The following is a 13,565-nucleotide window of genomic DNA, read 5'->3' as shown; positions in this document are numbered from 1 at the left end:
CAAACTAAATCTGATATGAATATGAAAAAAGGCCCAAGCCTGCTTTATGCAGCCGGTGTATCATTGGCACTGGCCGCCATTTTTGTTGCAGGATGTCATAAGAAAGACTCTCCGGCTGAACCTGCCGAAAAGGTACCAGAGTTTACTTCCTTCTCCCCCGCACAGGCAGCTGAAGGTGCCACCGTGGTGCTTTCCGGTAAAAATTTCCCAGCGGATAAATCTAAGAGTGAAGTGAAGTTTAACGGAAAGCTGGCTGTCGTTTCGGAAGCAAAAGCTACGGAGTTATCAGTGACCGTGCCGGAAGATGCCACTGATGGTAGGATCACCATCCGGATCGGCGAGCGTACGTTTACTTCCGCCACAGACTTTAAAGTGAATGCTACCGCGCCTGGCATTAGTGCTATCAGTCCCGAAAAGGGCGGTACCGATACCGAGGTAATCATTACGGGCACTCGTTTTGCAGCCAGCAGTAAAGTGTTCTTTGGCGGTGTGGAAGCTACTGCTGTCACCTTTGTGAGCAAAACCAGCCTCAAGGCCAAAGTGCCTGCCGCTGCACTGAACGGAAAGATCAAAGTAACCGTAGGCGAACTCGAAGCAGTAAGCGCCGGCGATTTCTGGGTAAAGCCATCCATTACTTCCTTCACACCGTCGCGCCACGTAGAAGGTGCAACAATGACCATTAACGGCTCCAACTTTTCGGAAGATAAAACCAAAAATGCCGTATGGTTTGGCGATACAAAAGTTACTGCGCTTGAAGAAGCTACCAGGACCAGCATTAAGGTGAAAATCCCTGGCTTTATCGGTCAGGTTAAAATTGCAGTAGAGGTAAAAGACAGCGTACAGAGTGCTGCTCAATTCACGATCGTACCTACCCTTTCCACGTTTGTTACTGATGGCGATCCTGGTGCTACAATGACCATCAGTGGTAAAAACATTTCAAATTCGGCCACGCTCACGCTGGGAGGCTCCGCAGTGCCCATAGAAGCTGATCGTACGTCAACGATGATCCGGTTTAAAGTACCTGCCAATCTAAATTCCGGGGAATTGATGCTGACCCAGGACGGATTAGGCAATTCCATGGGTCTTTTTGAAATTACCAATAAGTGGCAGGCGATCACCACTGCCCGTAGTGGCAGCCTTTCTCAAACAGTTTCTTTTGTTTACGACAACAAGATCTACGTGGCTTTTGGCAGTGGCTCGGGCACTTTAAGTGCCCGCAACCTGCATATTTTTGATCCGGCTAGCAGGGCCTGGACCATAGGACCCGCGCTGCCGGCAACAGTGGGCGACAGATCCCTGGCTGCCTGCTTTATGCTGAATAACAAGGCATATATTGGTATGGGAAATTATTCGCCCGATAGGATGGATTGGTGGGAATACGATCCTGCCGTATCAGGTGATGGCGCGTGGAAGCAACAGGGAAACTTCCCGGTTAAAGGATATGGAGGTATCAATTTTGCCATCAACGGTAAAGGTTATGCCGCTTATTTCTATTTCGGATCAGGCATGAACGAGTTTAACCCGGCCACCGGTAACTGGACGCAGGTTTTGCCGGCTAGTGCTGCAGTAGATAGTCATATATATGGCGCTTTTTTCACGCTTAATAACAAAGCCTATTTTGGATGCGGCCAACGATCCGACTTTGTCGTGTCTACAAAAATGTATGTATTCGACCCTGCCAATACGGCCCTTGGTATGAAAGAACTGACGGGCGTTACCTGGCCTGCAGGCAACGTCTACAGTAGGGGCTTTTCTACCTTCACCATGGAAGGTAAGGCCTACTTCATTGGTTCAGATCAAAAGACCTATGTATTTGATCCGGCCGCACCGGCCTGGACGCATAAAACTACAGTTCCTGAAACGATCACTGAGAATAGCGCCGCAGTGATCAATGGCGCGGCCTATTGTTGGTCACCCAGCGGGGTGGTTTACCGGTATGTCCCCAGCCGCTAATAACAACTGAATGGATGGTGTAAACCGTGCACAGTATTAGCCATTAATGGATCCATGGAGCCCCGCCCCGGCGGGGTTCTTCTTTTGTGCGTTCCGGTTTTCGGAACCACTTATCATTGACGTTTCATCCATTGCCTGAATGGCCGGTTGCCATCAGGCTTTATGGAAGGCAAATTGAAAAGTATTCCACGAATGCGCGGCAATTGCCCTACCCTCGCCCGCTCGCAAAGTAAGCCTGTGTGAAACCTCCGTGAAAACAACAAAGTTTGAGTGTTCCACGGGGAACCACAATACAGGCGTGGTTTTCACGTTATGGCGGTTTCTTTGATTTTTATCAAAATGAGTTGAAATAACGGGCGACTCGTACAATAAAAGGGAGGACTGCCCGTTTATGGGGAGACTTTCATTCTTTCACTTTTTGGTTCGCTTTCCCTATCTTTAGAACCACTTCTATCCAACTCCTCTGTTACTATTTTTTGATCCGCCGTTATTTTTTTTCAGCAAAACTTGTGAAACGCTCTGATTGCTTATGATCCTGCTACACGATTCTTTGGGTGACGCTGCTCCTTTTCTGGTAATAGTACTCCTGGTAGTGTCTGGCCTTGTCTTTTTGGGGGTGTTCGCCCTATTGCACGGCAACGAGCGGTTTGCGCGGTTTATGAAGCGGCTATGGGAAAGGTCCATCCTGCTCTATTTTCTTTTCGTGTTGTTGCTGTTCGTGATCAATACCATACTGGTGATCGTCCTGGCGGGATTCATGCTGGCCTATATGTAAGCAAAAAAAGCCAACCCGGAAAAGTAACCGGTTGGCGGGGTAATACTACAATGCGAGGGGGCGGTCCGGAATAGACTATACGGTTGACCGCGACCCCGATCAGGTGGTGGAACTGTTGCCCGACGATTCTACCCTGGTAACGAACTGTACGCTGGTACCCTGGCGGGCCAGGGCCACTTCGTTGAAGCCCATCCCCTTGAGGTCGTTCGACCAAAGGACATCTCCATTCGAAGTCCGGAGTGCATAAATGCGACCACTGCAGCCGGCAAAGATCTGGTCGCCGTCAATCAAAACACTTACATCGGAGCCGCGTGAGCCGCCCAGTACGCCATCGCGCAGTTTGGTGCGCCACAGCTCATTTCCATTGTTGATGTTGATGGCCGATACAAATCCATTGCAGCCGATGATGAGCAGGTCTTTGTTCATAGTGAGGGGTTCTGTGCTTCGAATGTAAGGAAAAGGGAGCTGATGTACCAGCCTGTTTTTACGGTATACTGCAGTCGATACGATTGCAGCGTATGTGGCTACCTGTGAAAAATTATGTATCTGGAAAAACAGGGTGGTCTTCGGGGAACTGCAATTTGGACGACTTATTCACGTTATTTTGTCGGGTTATTCAGCCTCAGGTCCGGGCGGAGAAATTTCGATCCGAGGGGCTGTCTTGATTTGTTAAAGCCTGGGTAGATGATTTTATTGAGAGAGGATTATACCGGTTTAATGGTCATTCTTTTTGCCGCGTTCCTGTTGATCACGGGCATCGTTTTTGCGCTGGTGAATATGCTACTGCACACTATTCCCCCTTATGTAGAATTTCTGGACCGTTGCAAGGAACGTTCGAAACGATATTATTGGGGTGTTATGTTCGTTCAATTTATATTGGTGGCTGTTATCGCTGCGATCGTTGTCAATATTTACTTTAATTGCCTCACAGCATCGGCGCCACCAGCCGGGCAGTCTTTTCCTTCATTTCCAGGTACCAGGGACGGGCATCCCAGGCAACGGGGTCTATCTTTTCTGCATCCTTGATGTCTTCGTAAAAGATGGTGCGCAGTTTGCCGGCCACTTCCTGGTCATAAACAATGGCGTTCACTTCAAAATTGAGGTCGAAGCTGCGGTAATCCATATTCGCGCTGCCAACGATCGCTACCTTGCTATCGGTTACCATTGTCTTCGCATGCACAAATCCTTTCCGGTACAGGTATATCTCGACGCCGGCTTTCAACAGTTCTCCATAATACGAACGGGCGGCCGTGTTCACGAATACCGAATCCGATTCGCCGGGCACGAGCAGTTTTACTTTCAATCCGCCCAAGGCCGATACGATCAGCGCCTCGAGTATGCTTTCGCCGGGTATAAAATAAGGCGTGGTGATGAGTATTTCCTCCTGAGCCAGGTGAATGGCCTGCAGCAAACTGAACAGGATGGTTGGCCGGTCGCTATCCGGACCGCTTGCAGCCATTTGCACGATCTTATTGCCTTTGGGGTGGAAGGCATTTTCTTTAGGGAACAGGTCATAATCGGGCTGCACCTGCTCGCCGGCGCAGAAATTCCAGTCGGCCAGGAACAGGTATTGCAGGTAATGCACTCCGGGGCCTTCAATGCGCAGGTGCGTATCGCGCCAATATTGTTGCTGTGATCTATCCGGTGAATTGATATAGCGATCGCTAACATTGATGCCGCCTACAAACCCCACTCCCCCATCGATCACGATGATCTTGCGGTGGTTGCGGTAATTGAGGCGATTGGCGAGCGCAATGAAGATGATCTTGTGAAAGGCAAAGGCATGAACGCCCGCCGCCCGCAGCCGGCGCACCATTTTTTTGCGGATGGTGCGGCTGCCGAAGTCGTCGTAAATGAAGCGAACGGTAACCCCTTCCTGCGCCTTGCGGCAAAGCACGGCTTCGATAGCCCGCCCTATTTCATCGTCTTCATAGATGTAATATTCTATGTGGATATGGTGTTGGGCTTTTTCGAGTGCCTCGAGTACCGCGGGAAATTTTTGTTCACCGTTCACCAGCACCTGCACGTCGTTGTTGCTCGTGAGCGGACTCGGTCCGTCGTTCAGCAGCAGCCGGGCCAGTTCTTTGTTAGCAGCGATAGCGGGATTTTTGCGTTCGAGGTTGTGGAGCGAGTAATGAACGATCTCTTCCTTGATCCTGCGGTCGAGTTCACTGTCTTTGATGATCTTTTTATTGTAGATCTTTCTTTTGCGGTAGTTGATGCCAAAGGAGAAATAGATGAAAATGCCGCCAATGGGCACAAAGATCACCAGTAGTATATAGGCGGCGGTTTTTGTGGTGCTGCGGGTATCGTAGATCACACGGAGGCAAACCAGTATCACAAGGATAACGTAAATGACTTCTATAACGAGTAACCAGTCGAGGTTCATAGATCCAGGCTAAGTGATTTGATGGGATGATGCTAAGGTAGATCAAAAAAGGGGTTGATCGTCGCATTGGCCCCCTTAGATTGACGGATACACCGCCCGCAAATGCCGTAGGTGCTTTATAGTTTTGTGCTATCAAAAAATGATAGCCATGAAAAAGATCAACATCCTCTACTGGGTTTTCAATGGTCTCTTCGGAGCCTTTATGTTGTTTTCGGCGTTGCCGGATATCGTAAACAATCCCGAAGCGGTACAGTTCATGAACGGCGTATTGGGATACCCACTGTACTTCATTCCATTTATCGGCGTATTAAAAACGCTCGGCGTGATTGCCATCCTGGTGCCGGGTTTTCACAAGATCAAGGAATGGGCTTATGCCGGTTTCTTCTTCGACCTCGTCGGCGCCACGTATTCCGTCTACTCGGTGGGTAGTTCCGCCTGGGTTTTCAACCTGATCTTTATCGGCTTTTTGGCCCTCTGCTATTATTTCTATACCAAAAGAAAGAAAATGCAGGATCAGGTCCGGTTGGCGGGTCGGCCGGCAGACAGCCTGGTTACCAGCGCCATCGCCTAAAGAGATCAACCTTAATCAAGTATAGCTCATCGCCTAAAACGTTCGTAAATAATCAGGTATAGCCCATGGCCGGCAGTGTACATCACTGCCGGCCTTTTTTGTGGCTATCCCCAATCTGACTTTATTGATGTCTCGTATATGTTCCGTATATGTCTTGTAGTTGTCTCGTAGATATCCCGTCCCTTATAGATACGGGATATCTACGGAACAATTACCTGATAAGAGCGGGAAACAAGCGGAACATCCTTGACGCTTTTGAGCCTGCAAGTACTGATTGACTTACCTTTTAAATGCTTGTTGTATGGGAAAACTGAACGAATCATTCGATTTTTCCGGCTCTGTCGGAAACCTGTCTGTCTACAAAATGAGAGGTGTTGAAAAGCCTGTCGTGCGTCGAAAAGGCGGACCTTCGAGAGAGAAGGTGAAAACGGGCGAGAGGTTTGAAATGACGCGTCGCAACAACTCGGAGTTTGGCGCACGCGCCGCCATGAGCAAGTGGATCCTTAAGTCTTTATTGTTCCATAAAACACTGGCCGATTACAATATTGCCGGCCCTATCAATTCCCTGTTGAAACCCATCCAGGATATGGATGAAGACAACATCTATGGCCAGCGGGCGCTGCGACTTACCAGGAACCCGGAAATACTGAAAGGTTTTTCGCTCAACCGCAACGCTAATTTCGATGCCATTGTGCGTACCCCGGTAGAGTATGAATTTTTCGAGAGCCAGACGTCGGTATTGATCACGATTCCGGAGCTGAAGCCTTACGTAAACCTGTTCCCCAATGAGAAGTATCCCTGGTTTTCGATCATGGTCTCTTTGGGGTTGGTGCCCGATCTGTTCTTTACCCAAAATGGTGCACCGATCGATAAATCTTATGACAGTTTCACCAATCCGATGGCTGCCTCCTATGTTCATAAATATACGTTTTCCGATCCTGGCTATGCGTACTTTCAAGCGGCCCCAACGAGTTTGATGACCATGTGGCATCCGGTGAAACAAGGCATGCCTGCCACCACGATGGAGTTGGAGCTGGTAGCGGAACCACCCAACAGCAATCATACCCTGATCCTGGCCGTTGGCTTTGTGTACGGCTACCAGGAAAATGCCACCCATATCCAGGCTGCACGTTATGCTGGTGCTGCGAAGATCCTGGGGGTGGAGTAAGGGTCTTAGGGGCCGCGCCGGTTGAGCCGCCACCCGCCATTTTAAAAGAGGACGAGGTACAATAAAAAAGCCGCCTTTCAGTGATGAAGGCGGCTTTTTGTTCGATGTAACCTTTGGTTATTGCAAGGGCTCTGTTGAGCTTAGAAAATATTATACCCGAAAGAGATGTAATAAATACCTCCTACATAGGGGTTGCCCAGGGAGCTGTAATAGTATTTGTTCAGCAGATTGGATCCTCCCAACTTGATCAGGCTGCGGATCTTCTGGAGCTTATAGCTTACCTGGCCATCGAGCGTTCCATAAGCGGGCACTTCGCCGGCTGCAAAAGTTCCTTCCCAGTTCATCTTATCCTGCCAGCGATACACGAAGTTGAAACCCCAGGGGCTCTTCGCGATGCTTTCATTACCCACGCCTACATTGAAACGCACTTTGGGTGTGTTGAAATAAGTGATCAATCCTGCTGGCACATCGCGCAGCTGATCGCCCGATACATTGGCGCGGACATTGTACCCGCCATTCATCCGGTATTCACCACCTATACCCCAGCCGATCGCTTTTACCTTGCTTTCCGAATTTTCGGCGTAAGAATATTGCTCGGTAGTCAATGGGTTGGCCACAAAGGCCAGTGGTCCATTGTTCGCCGGGCGGCCAACGGCTGTTTTACCCAGGAAGTCCTTGTACTCGCAATAATAGATATAAGCATCTACCAGGAAATTCTTCACGGGCAGCCCGCGGTAGCCAAACTCGTAGGAGTTGGCTGTTTCAGGTTTCATCTCTTTGAAAGGCGCCACTTTCAGCAAGCCAGGATTGGGCGTGCCTGCTGCCACAGAAGCCCGGAAATCCGCAATGCTGGTGGCGGTGTAGGCCGGTTTGGTATCGAAGTTATAATAGGTCTTGAACTCGGGCAAAGCGCCGATCAATCGTGCACCCGGCACGTTCAGATCGATGTACTGGTCTTGCGTGGATGGGAAACGATAGGCAGTCTGGAACGAGAGGCGCAGGTTGTTGTCCTTTGCCACTTTGATGAGGGCAGTTACCCGGGGGGTAAAGCGGCCATCGAAATTTTCGTTCTTATCGTAACGGCCCGATGCCGTGAGTTTCAATACATCATTGAACAAGCGCTTTTGCAGTTGTATATAGCCGCCATACTCTGTAATATCTATGGGGGCCAATGAGTCGGAAAAGATAGTCCCGTTTGAATTCAGGTGATAGATGCGGTAGTTGGCGCCTACCATTACTTCCACCACTTTTATATACTGGCTCAGGTTGTACTGTCCTTCGAAATGGTACAGGGCCGATTTGTCGGCAAACCTGGCGCCGCCAGCAGCCGTTTTGTCGTTGATGTTGGTACCAGTGGCGGTCTTTAAGGCATCTTCAAAGGCCTGGGTGCCTGGCAGGATGCGGCCATTGTCGCCTGCGCTGCGTGCTGCCGAATGCGCCTGGCCATCGGGCAATACAGGCAGGAAGCCTCCCGATCCATTGGGAATGATGCCGAGCCTGGATACGCCATAAATACCCGTATACTGCTGGAACCAGGTTCCATTAGGTTTCCATAAGTTGTTGACGGCTAGTGCCGCGGTAGTGGCTGTATAGGAGTCGCCGGAATTTTCCTGGGTGGTATAACCGCGCAGGAACCAGTTCTTGGATTTTACTTCCACCTGGTACTGACCCAGTTTGAAGTTCTTCAACGAATAGCGGTCGGCCCCGGTATATACGGTGGTACCAGCGCCCCAATAAGCGATGGCAGAGGCTTCGACATTGTTATTGATCTTATAATACAATCCGCCGTTGAGTTTTATGCTGTAGGCGTCGTAGTCGACCATGTCGGACTCGTTATAACCAGTGCGGCTCACGAGCTGACTGCCATACGTGTTTTTGTAAGGATTGTTGGCAGACGGGCTGGTGGGTATCAGGAAAGGTAGGTAGGCCTGAATAGGTTGCAAGGCAGGGTTGGCGGCGATCTGCTGGGCCGTAAAGCCGGCTGCGATCGCAGCGTCTACCGCGGCTACGGCCGGTGCAGCAGCTGGGTTGGCAGATACCTGCGCTCTGATCACCTGGGCCAGTCCCTGCATGCTTACGCTGGCTTCGTCGCCATACACGTTGATACCGTCATAATTGGGATCGCTGCTGCGGGTGCCGGGCTTGATCGTGCTGAGTACGTTGTTGCGGGCCAGGTTGCGGGTATCGTTGGCCTGCCAATCCTGCCCGGATACGAACTGCCCGCCGATCTTGAAGGCCAGGTTCTCGCTGAGCTTCTTTCCCCATCGGAATGCCCAATCGTAGTAGGGTGCGGCACTGCGCGCATTACTGTTGACGTGCATGATACCCTGTTTTACCTGGAAGCTGAGCCCCTGGTATTTGAAAGGGTTCTTGCTGGTCATGAGCAGGGTGCCCGTCATACCGCCCGATCCATACAGGGCCGATGAAGCGCCCTGCAGCAACTCGACGTTGTCGATATCGAGTTCGGTGGGGCCGGTAATAATGCCCACGGAGAAGTTAAGGGCCGGCGCCTGGTTGTCCATCCCGTCTACGAGCTGGTTGAAACGCAGGTTACCCGAGCCGTTGAAACCGCGGGTGCTGAGTGTGTTGAAAGTTAAACTGGAGGTAACCAAGTCCACGCCTTTGTAGTTGGCAAGGCCCTGGTAAAAACTGGGTGCTCCCGCTGCCCGCACGTTGGCAGCGCTCATGCGTTCGATGGAGACCGGCGATTCGAGTATCCTTTCCGCGGAGCGGCTGGCGGATACTACGACTTCCAGACCAAGTACGGAGGCTGGTACGAAATTTACTTCCACCGCATCACTGGCATTGTTGACAGTGATCTCCTGCGCTTCGAATCCAATGGAGGATACGATCAGGGTTAAGGGTGGACGTTGAGAGGTGACGATCCTGAATTGTCCTTTTTCATCACTGAAGGTACCCAGCGTGGTACCCTTTACGGTGACCGATACAGCCGGAACAACGTCTTTGTTCGTGCTGTTTCTGATGGTCCCGGTGATGGTGTAGGTTTGAATTTGGGAGTTGGTGGTAGTGGCAGCAAACAATAACAAAAGTAGATGAATAACTGCTGCCCGATATTGGAAGCTGTTTCTCATAATGGCAGTTTTTGTTTATATACTAATCTACGTATTGTAATCTGCACCTAAAAATTTAATTTTTAACCAAATACGTATTCAATGTTAATATCTCAGGCATACTTTTTTTCTGGCATTTGACGGGCTGATCTATATTCGCGCCATGAATGCCTATCAATTTCCCGGTCAGACAAAGTTTTACAAAGGAAAAGTAAGAGATGTGTACACTATCCAGGATAATTGGCTGGTGATGGTGGCCTCTAACCGCATATCTGCATTTGATGTAATATTACCCCGACCTATACCCTATAAAGGTCAGGTACTGAATCAGATCGCGGCTTATATGCTGGAGGCTACCCGTGATATTTGTCCGAACTGGTTGATGGATGTTCCGGCGCCGAGTGTGTCGATTGGTCAGAAGTGCGAACCATTCAAGATCGAGATGGTGGTACGCGGTAACCTTACCGGTCATGCCTGGCGTACCTATGCCAGTGGTAAACGCACCCTTTGCGGGGTCACTTTGCCCGAAGGCATGAAAGAGAACGACTATTTTCCTACTCCCATCATTACCCCTTCCACCAAAGCGGAAGCGGGGCACGACGAAGATATTTCCAAAGAAGAGATCATAGCCCAGGGACTGGCTTCAGAGGCCGACTGGCGTATCCTGGAGCAATATGCGCTCGCGCTGTTTGCCCGTGGCAAGGAGATCGCAGCAAAGCAGGGACTGATCCTGGTAGATACCAAGTATGAGTTTGGCAAATTCAAAGGGGCCGTATACCTGATGGATGAAGTACATACGCCGGATTCTTCCCGTTATTTCTATGCCGATGGTTTCGAAGAACGTCAGGCCAAAGGCGAACGGCAGCAACAGCTGAGCAAGGAGTTTGTGCGGGAATGGCTGATCGCTAACAATTTTATGGGTAAGGAAGGGCAAACCGTACCTGAGATGAGCGACGAGTGGATCAATACCATCAGTGGCCGCTACATCGAGCTGTACGAAAAAGTGATCGGTAAGAAATTCGAAGCGCAGGACCTCTCCGAACAGGAAGTGTATGACCGGGTGGTGAAGTCGCTGGAGAAATTGGGATAATCATTCGACAGCCTTACAGGCGTTTACTTCATAATTCGTTTTTTATACGCGGCCCTTATTAATAATAAGGGCCGTTTTATTGTATGGATAGTCAATTCGATCAGATCAGGGCTTATTATCACCACATGGTGCCGGCCATCGATGCGGCGGCCTGGGCCGACCTGCAGGGCAGGCTCACGACGCAGTTGCTTCCCAAGGGTGGCGTACTGCTGCGCAACGGAGATATCTGCCGCTATGTCACCTTTATCAATAAGGGGTTGCTACGGTATTATTATTTGTCGGAGGGGCGTGAAGTGTGTACGGGTTTCCTGGCTGAGAACAGTTATGTGAGCGAATATGCCAGTTTCCTTACACAGCAACCGGCTACCGCCAATATCGATGCGCTGGAGGACTGTGAGGTGCTGCACCTCTCCCTGGCCGATATGCAGTGGATGTACCGGCATCACCCGGTGATGGAGACTTTTGGCCGTCGCATGGCCGAGCAGTTGTTCATCGAGGTCTCGAACCAGAACAGCCGCCTGCTGACGCTATCGCCCGAAGAGCGGTATGACTGGCTGATCGATCAGCGGCCATCACTTCTGCAACGGGTGCCCCAATACATGATCGCTTCGCTGCTGGGGATTACGCCCGAGCATTTGAGCCGGATCAGGAAGAGGAAAAAATAAAAGCCTCCAATGATTTCCACGTTGGTGTGTTGGAAATCGCTTTGAGGCCTTTATAAAAAAAATGTATCGAGCATGTAGCTTCTACTGCTTATTTCCTGTAGAGAAACAGCCAGCCATCGAACACGTATCCCTGTTGACTTTGTTCCTGCACAGTTACTTTCACCCCAAGGTCTATGTCGCCATCCGGAATACTATTATAGATGTTCTTTGAGTATTGGAAAGGTGGTAAATCATTATATGAAATACCATTCTTGGTGCCGGTCATCTGGGAATTGTCGATGACTGAATTGGAGGTTTTGTTGACGAGATCTACGATAACAGCTCCACCGGTACCGTAATGGTTTATGTAAGGCCGGGCGGCAAATACAATAGAATCCACACCGGGGTAATTCTTTTTGTTGAACTTATAGAACGGCCCATAGGTAATGTTCCCGGCACCACCTATTCCATACACACCCTCGAATAATCTGATCATTATGAATTTATCAGCTGGGCTAGCCGGACCAGCCGGACCAGCCGGACCAACGGGGCCAGTACTCCCATTGCAAACGAAATTCGTGTTTTCTACTTCATCGGCATCCAGTGTATTGTTGTTGTTCCTGTCGATTCCGGACTTGACGGCCAGGCCGCCGGTGGCGCATTTTGCTCCGGGTGCTTCCGTCTGGATGTCCACGAGGCTTTTGAAACCTTGTGGGCCCTGTTTTTTACAAGCAAGTAGCGAGACTAAAGCGATAGCTAACAGGAGTACATTTCGAATGTTCATAACGGTATAGTTTAGATGCCAAAAGTAGTATCCGGCTTCAAGGATTTCCAATAAGCTTGTGTTAAAAGTGTTGTAACTCTCTGATATTAAACTTTAATTCAAAGTTTGTAGGTGAACAAGGGACCGAATTACTGATTTATCTTTATCTCAACGTTCAGGTATGAAAAAAATATTAGTTATTGGCGGCACGGGTATGATCGGCAAGCCGGTCACCCGGGCTTTGATACAGACGGGCTTCGAAGTGAGCCTGCTGGCGCGTAATCCCGCAAAGGCGGAAACGCTGTTTCCCGGTGTGCAGGTGCTGAAAGGCGATGTATTCGACCCCATCAGTATGATGACGGCATTCCCGGGCCACGATGCGGTGTACATCAGTTTAAGTCCGACCCGCACGGCCCGTCGCAGCGACCGGATGCCCGAACGGGAAGGCATCGATAATATTATTGCCGTGGCGCAACGAACCGGTATCAAAAGGCTGGCCCTGCTGTCGTCGCTGGTGCAAAATTACCAGGGCATGCATGGTTTCAACTGGTGGATCTTCGATATCAAACTGTCGGCGGTGCAAAAGATAAAACAGTCGGGCATTCCCTATTCGATCTTCTACCCTTCGACCTTTATGGAGAGTTTTGACCAATTGATGCTGAAGGGCAATCGTCTGTTGCTGGCCGGCACGTCGAAAGCTCCAATGTATTTTGTCGCGGCGGCCGATTATGGCCTGCAGGTGGCGCGTTCCTTTACCGTGCTGACCACTGAAAGCCGCGAGTATGCTATCCAGGGGCCGATGGCGTATACCTGGCACGAGGCCGCCCGCATCTTCATCGATCATTACCGGCACAAGAAATTAAAGACACTGCAAATGCCGTTGGGGCTTTTCAAAGTAATGGGTAAAGTGATCCCGGTCATTGATTATGGCGCCAAGATTGCCGAAGCGCTGAACGAGTATCCTGAGCGGTTTGAAAGCACGGTTACCAGGCAGGAACTGGGGAAACCGGGTACCACGGTAGCGGCGTATGCGGCGGGGTTGTAGCGGTATGCGCTGTCGTTGGGGGTGGCTCCAATCTCCCACACCGGAGCGGCCTACGCGGTAGGTTTGTAGCTGCGCTGCCTTGTGGGTGTTTCTTCC

Annotated in this window: 11 protein-coding genes; 7 read left to right on the top strand and 4 right to left on the bottom strand. The window is 50.3% G+C overall.

All coding sequences use genetic code 11. The annotated features are described in order from the left end of the window. The first annotated feature begins 21 nt into the window (after positions 1-21). Both P2H89_RS10635 and P2H89_RS10630 read left to right on the top strand, forming a co-directional pair. Complete coding sequence (locus tag P2H89_RS10635; RefSeq protein WP_275826712.1) at positions 22-1,953, top strand: IPT/TIG domain-containing protein; 1,932 nt, start codon at positions 22-24, stop codon at positions 1,951-1,953. 529 nt (positions 1,954-2,482) lie between these two features. Continuing rightward, a complete protein-coding gene (locus tag P2H89_RS10630) occupies positions 2,483-2,728 on the top strand; it encodes a hypothetical protein (RefSeq protein ID WP_275826710.1) in 246 nt (81 codons plus the stop codon). Positions 2,729-2,827: 99 nt separating this feature from the next. On the opposite strand, the gene P2H89_RS10625 is transcribed toward P2H89_RS10630, so the two are convergent. Both P2H89_RS10625 and cls read right to left on the bottom strand, forming a co-directional pair. After that, a complete protein-coding gene (locus tag P2H89_RS10625; protein WP_275826709.1) occupies positions 2,828-3,154 on the bottom strand; it encodes a PQQ-binding-like beta-propeller repeat protein in 327 nt (108 codons plus the stop codon). 499 nt (positions 3,155-3,653) lie between these two features. Continuing rightward, positions 3,654-5,117: a cardiolipin synthase gene (cls, locus tag P2H89_RS10620; RefSeq protein ID WP_275826708.1), complete on the bottom strand. Its 1,464-nt coding sequence runs from the start codon at positions 5,115-5,117 to the stop codon at positions 3,654-3,656. Positions 5,118-5,265: 148 nt separating this feature from the next. Here cls and P2H89_RS10615 point away from each other — a divergent pair, with 148 nt between their 5' ends. Continuing rightward, complete coding sequence (locus P2H89_RS10615; protein ID WP_275826707.1) at positions 5,266-5,688, top strand: DoxX family protein; 423 nt, start codon at positions 5,266-5,268, stop codon at positions 5,686-5,688. A 301-nt stretch (positions 5,689-5,989) separates the two neighbouring features. Further along, complete coding sequence (locus tag P2H89_RS10610) at positions 5,990-6,856, top strand: hypothetical protein (RefSeq protein ID WP_275826706.1); 867 nt, start codon at positions 5,990-5,992, stop codon at positions 6,854-6,856. A 140-nt stretch (positions 6,857-6,996) separates the two neighbouring features. On the opposite strand, the gene P2H89_RS10605 is transcribed toward P2H89_RS10610, so the two are convergent. Beyond that, a complete protein-coding gene (locus tag P2H89_RS10605; protein ID WP_275826705.1) occupies positions 6,997-9,948 on the bottom strand; it encodes a TonB-dependent receptor in 2,952 nt (983 codons plus the stop codon). Between the two features lie 142 nt (positions 9,949-10,090). Here P2H89_RS10605 and P2H89_RS10600 point away from each other — a divergent pair, with 142 nt between their 5' ends. Both P2H89_RS10600 and P2H89_RS10595 read left to right on the top strand, forming a co-directional pair. Then, complete coding sequence (locus P2H89_RS10600; RefSeq protein ID WP_275826704.1) at positions 10,091-11,017, top strand: phosphoribosylaminoimidazolesuccinocarboxamide synthase; 927 nt, start codon at positions 10,091-10,093, stop codon at positions 11,015-11,017. An 83-nt stretch (positions 11,018-11,100) separates the two neighbouring features. Continuing rightward, positions 11,101-11,682 carry a Crp/Fnr family transcriptional regulator gene (locus P2H89_RS10595; RefSeq protein ID WP_275826703.1) on the top strand — a complete coding sequence of 194 codons (582 nt, stop codon included), beginning with the start codon at positions 11,101-11,103 and terminating at the stop codon, positions 11,680-11,682. Positions 11,683-11,770: 88 nt separating this feature from the next. On the opposite strand, the gene P2H89_RS10590 is transcribed toward P2H89_RS10595, so the two are convergent. Beyond that, positions 11,771-12,445 (bottom strand): hypothetical protein, encoded by a 675-nt coding sequence (locus P2H89_RS10590; RefSeq protein ID WP_275826702.1) that lies wholly within the window; start codon positions 12,443-12,445, stop codon positions 11,771-11,773. 160 nt (positions 12,446-12,605) lie between these two features. On the opposite strand from P2H89_RS10590, the gene P2H89_RS10585 reads away from it, so the two are divergent. Next, the gene (locus tag P2H89_RS10585) at positions 12,606-13,469 is read left to right on the top strand and encodes an NAD(P)H-binding protein (protein WP_275826701.1); all 864 of its coding nucleotides are present in this window, start codon (positions 12,606-12,608) and stop codon (positions 13,467-13,469) included. Positions 13,470-13,565: the final 96 nt, after the last annotated feature.

It is taken from the genome of Paraflavitalea sp. CAU 1676 (assembly GCF_029223285.1).
Classification (GTDB): domain Bacteria; phylum Bacteroidota; class Bacteroidia; order Chitinophagales; family Chitinophagaceae; genus Paraflavitalea.
The sequence above is the reverse complement of the archived record's forward strand: the minus strand, read 5'-3'. Positions and strand labels throughout refer to the sequence as shown.